The 3495-nt window shown below is 71.4% G+C and carries 4 protein-coding genes; 2 read left to right on the top strand and 2 right to left on the bottom strand.

The genetic code is table 11. The features are described from left to right. Nucleotides 1–60: 60 nt before the first annotated feature. Both ACFWR9_RS42460 and ACFWR9_RS42455 read right to left on the bottom strand, forming a co-directional pair. On the bottom strand, nt 61–567 hold the full coding sequence (locus ACFWR9_RS42460) for a carboxymuconolactone decarboxylase family protein (RefSeq protein WP_383852974.1): 507 nt from the start codon (nt 565–567) through the stop codon (nt 61–63). A 67-nt stretch (nt 568–634) separates the two neighbouring features. Beyond that, nucleotides 635–1405, bottom strand: a complete 771-nt coding sequence (locus tag ACFWR9_RS42455) for a gamma-glutamyl-gamma-aminobutyrate hydrolase family protein (RefSeq protein ID WP_383852972.1) — start codon at nt 1403–1405, stop codon at nt 635–637. Between the two features lie 244 nt (nt 1406–1649). Here ACFWR9_RS42455 and ACFWR9_RS42450 point away from each other — a divergent pair, with 244 nt between their 5' ends. Next, complete coding sequence (locus tag ACFWR9_RS42450) at nt 1650–2576, top strand: ABC transporter ATP-binding protein (protein ID WP_383852977.1); 927 nt, start codon at nt 1650–1652, stop codon at nt 2574–2576. Further along, nucleotides 2573–3409 carry an ABC transporter permease subunit gene (locus ACFWR9_RS42445; protein WP_383852969.1) on the top strand — a complete coding sequence of 279 codons (837 nt, stop codon included), beginning with the start codon at nt 2573–2575 and terminating at the stop codon, nt 3407–3409. The genes ACFWR9_RS42450 and ACFWR9_RS42445 overlap by 4 nt, the downstream gene beginning before the upstream one ends. Nucleotides 3410–3495: the final 86 nt, after the last annotated feature.

Below are 3495 nucleotides of genomic sequence, written 5' to 3'. Positions count from 1 at the left end.
GGGCATCAGGCCCTGTCCGGCGGTCAGCCGCCGGGCAGGGCCTGATGCCGTGCGCGGGGGTTACGGGGCGGGGGTGAGCCGGCTGGTCATGGGGGTCCACTTCTTCGGGTTGATCCGCCAGTCCACCGGCTCCTGCTTGGTGGCGACGTTGACCCGGTTCCAGAGGTTGACCAGGCCGATGTGCAGGACGACGGCGGCCAGCTGCACCTCGTTCCAGTGCCGGGCGGCCTCGTTCCAGACCTCGTCGGAGACCGGGTCCCGGCGGCCGTCGATGCGGGTGGCCGCCTCGGCCAGCGCCAGCACGGAGCGTTCGGCGTCGGTGAAGCAGGTCTGCTCCCGCCAGGTCTCCACCAGCGGCAGGCGGTGGTCCTCCTCCCCCGCCTCCTCGAACTCCCGCTTCTTCACGGGTATCTGCACCGGGCGGCCGTTGATCTGGCTGACCCGCAGGTGGATGAGCACGAGCGTCTGCAGCGGCACACCGACATTGTTGACGGCCTTGACCAGCGCGCGCATCGGCGGAAGAACGTCGGGAACCACCAACGAGGGGTTGGGCATCCGCGGCGACATGATTCTCCTTCACATGGGGATCACATGGGGATTGACAACGAAAGGTGCCCGTGGGGGCGCCCTTTTCTCAGGTGCCCGGCCGTGCGGCGGCCGGTGAATTCCCGGCCCGTGCGGCCGCTGCCGCGAGGGCGTGGTGAAGTCGTGCGTCGGGCGTCTGCCCGCATTCCCACTGCACCCCGACCGCAAAGGGGTGGCCGGTGACTTCGAGGGCCTCGACGGTCCCGTCGTCGGCCCAGCCGGTGGCGCTGAGGCCCGCGCCGAGCCGGTCCACCGCCTGGTGGTGGTGGCAGGCGGTGGCGGGCTCGGCCTCGTCGAGGACGCCGGCGATCCGGCTGCCGGGCAGCAGCTTCAGCGGACGGCGGCCGAGCGTGAAGGACGCCGCCCGCGGCCGGTGGCCGTCGTGGCCGGTGACGTCCGACAGGTGCTGGTGGAGGGTTCCCCCGTGCAGCACGTTGAGCAGCTGCATGCCGCGGCAGATCGCCAGGACCGGGATCTTCGCGTCAAGTGCCCGCTCGACCAGGGCGATCTCGGCCCGGTCGGCGTCCGGGTCCACCGCCCGGGTCGCCGGGTGCGGCCGGGCGCCGTAGAGCGCCGGGTCCAGGTCGGGGCCGCCCGGCACCAGCAGGGCGTCCAGGCGGCCGGCCACGTCCTCGGCCCCGGGCAGCGGCGGGAGCAGCAGGGGTGTGCAGCCCGCCTCGGCCAGGAACGCCACGTGGGAGCGCAGCGCCAGGCAGACGGCCAGGTCGCTGCCCTGGAGGGTGACGGGCGCCGTCCGCGCGCAGATCCCGACCACCGGCCGGTGTCCGGCGGATGCCGGATGGTTCGTGTCCGCATTCATGACCAACCTCGTGGGTTTCCGGGTTCGGCTTCCGGGTTCAACTGAGGAAAGTCAGCAGATGACACACGCGCTTCCCCAGACGGTCGGAGCGGTAAAAATATCTGCGCCCCGGTGCCCGGGCCATCGTTCACCGGCCGCTCCAGGCTGCGACTACTGAACAGATAGCGATCCTGCTATCACAGGTGGCCGGGGAAATTTTTGTCAGCCCCGGGAAACTCTCGCGGGCCATTCAACCGAGGTGACCATGATCGAGGCCAAGAACCTCACGAAACGCTACGGCGACAAGACGGCCGTGAACGACCTGTCGTTCACGGTCGAGCCCGGCCGGGTCACCGGCTTCCTGGGCCCCAACGGCGCAGGCAAGTCCACCACGATGCGGCTGCTGCTGGGACTGGACCGGCCCGACGCCGGCGAGGCCACCGTCAACGGTGTGCCCTACCGGGAACTGGGCCGCCCGCTGCGGGTGGTGGGGGCGCTGCTGGAGGCGCGCGCCGTGCACACCGGGCGCAGCGCCCGGGACCATCTGCTGTGCCTCGCGCAGACGCAGGGCATCGGCAGGCGCCGCGTCGGGGAGGTCATCGAGCAGGTGGGGCTGGCGTCGGTGGCCCGCAAGCGGGCGGGCGGCTTCTCGCTGGGCATGGGCCAGCGGCTGGGCATCGCCGCCGCGCTGCTCGGCGACCCCGCCGCGCTGGTCCTGGACGAGCCGGTCAACGGGCTCGATCCCGAGGGCATCCTGTGGATCCGGAACCTGATGAAGTCGCTGGCGGCCGAGGGCCGTGCCGTCTTCGTCTCCAGCCATCTGATGAACGAGATGGCCGTCACCGCCGACCACCTCATCGTCATCGGACGCGGCCGGCTGGTCGCCGACTGCTCCACCCAGGAGTTCATCGAACGCAGCACCGAGCAGTCCGTGCTGGTCAGGACGCCTGACGGGGCGCAGCTGGCCGAGCTGCTGACGGGGAAGGGCGCCACCGTCCGGGTGACCGGCGAGGGGGACCTGGACGTCACCGGGCTCGAGGCCGCGCGTATCGCCGAACTCGCCTCCGCCAAGGGTCTGGTGCTGCACGAGCTGTCGACCAGGCGCGGCTCCCTGGAGGACGCCTTCATGGAACTGACCAAGGACGCCGTCGAGTACGACGCGGGCGTGCCCGCCGCCGGAGGTGTGAAGTGAGCGCCACGACCGTCCCGGGCGCGTCGGCGCCGGCCGCCCGGGAGAGCGGGCCCGGCTTCGCGGGCCTGATGCTCTCGGAGTGGACCAAGATCCGTTCGGTGCGTTCCACCGTCTGGTCGCTGGCCGTCCTGGTGGTGCTCACCTGGGTGTTCACCGCGGCGTTCATGCAGATGGGCATCGCGAACTGGGACAAGACCGATCCGTCCCAGCAGGCCGAGATGCGGATGGATCCCACCGGCACGATCCTGGGCAGCGGCATCCTGCTCAGCCAGCTGGCGGTCTGCGTGCTGGGCGTGATGGCGATCGCCTCCGAGTACTCCACCGGCATGATCCGTGCCAGCCTCCTCGCGGTGCCCGGCCGGGTGCCCGTACTGGCCGCCAAGAGCGCGGTGTTCGGGCTGCTGGTCCTGGTGGTGGGCGAGGTGACCGCGTTCGGGTCCTTCCTCATCGGCGCGCCGATCCTCGACGGCAAGGCGCCGGTCGCGATCGGCGACGGCGGTGTCCTGCGGGCCGTCGCCGGCTGCGGGCTCTACCTCGCGCTGCTGGGCCTGTTCGCCCTGGCCGTCGGTGCGATCATCCGCCACACGGCGGCGGCCATCACCGTCGTCGTCGGATTCGTCCTGGTGCTCACGCCGATGGCGGGCCTGCTGCCCGGCAGCGTCGGCGAGCACGTGTACGCCTACCTCCCCACCGAGGCCGGCTTCATGATCACTCAGCAGCAGGCGCGGGCGGGTGACCTGCTGGGGCCGTGGCAGGGCCTGGGGGTCCTCGCGCTGTGGACGGCCGCGCTGCTGGCCGTCGCGGCGGTGCTGCTGCGGCGCCGCGACGCCTAATGGGAGCTACGGAACCGGGGAATGCTCGGTTCCGTAGCCGCCAGCAGGTGAGCACTTTCGACGCCGGAGCCTTCGAGTTCTGCGGT

Origin of the sequence: Streptomyces sp. NPDC058534 (assembly GCF_042717365.1) — a bacterium.
In the GTDB taxonomy this organism is placed as follows: Bacteria; Actinomycetota; Actinomycetes; order Streptomycetales; family Streptomycetaceae; genus Streptomyces.
This window is presented reverse-complemented; position numbering and strand designations above follow the sequence as displayed.